Source organism: Skermanella sp. (assembly GCF_059503625.1).
In genome coordinates, this window is sequence record NZ_JCACHA010000692.1 from 11,508 (window position 1) to 11,813 (window position 306).

The 306-nt window shown below is 59.5% G+C and carries 1 pseudogene; it reads left to right on the forward strand.

Annotation, left to right across the window (positions count from 1 at the left end):
- Positions 1-125 (forward strand): annotated as a pseudogene (locus AC5JJ6_RS22825) (adenylate kinase); the annotation flags it as partial.
- Positions 126-306 lie beyond the last annotated feature (181 nt).

The following is a 306-nucleotide window of genomic DNA, read 5'->3' on the forward strand; positions in this document are numbered from 1 at the left end:
CCTATCACAAGCAGACCGCGCCGATCCTTCCCTACTACAAGGAGCGGGGCGTGCTTGAGACGGTGGACGGCATGGCCGACATCGACGTGGTGACCGAACAGATCGAAGCGCTACTCCAAGCGTAAGTAAAGGAACCGTCGGTGACGGTTCCGAGACAGACTTCGGTTGACTCAAGGGGCGCGCCGAGTATACTCCGCGCTCCTTGGTTCTTCCGGGAACCAAACCATATTCTCGTCCTGATTCGGCACGGCTGGACAGGACCGTGACCGAGATGGACGGCCCCTTACGGGCCACAGATCAGAAGCA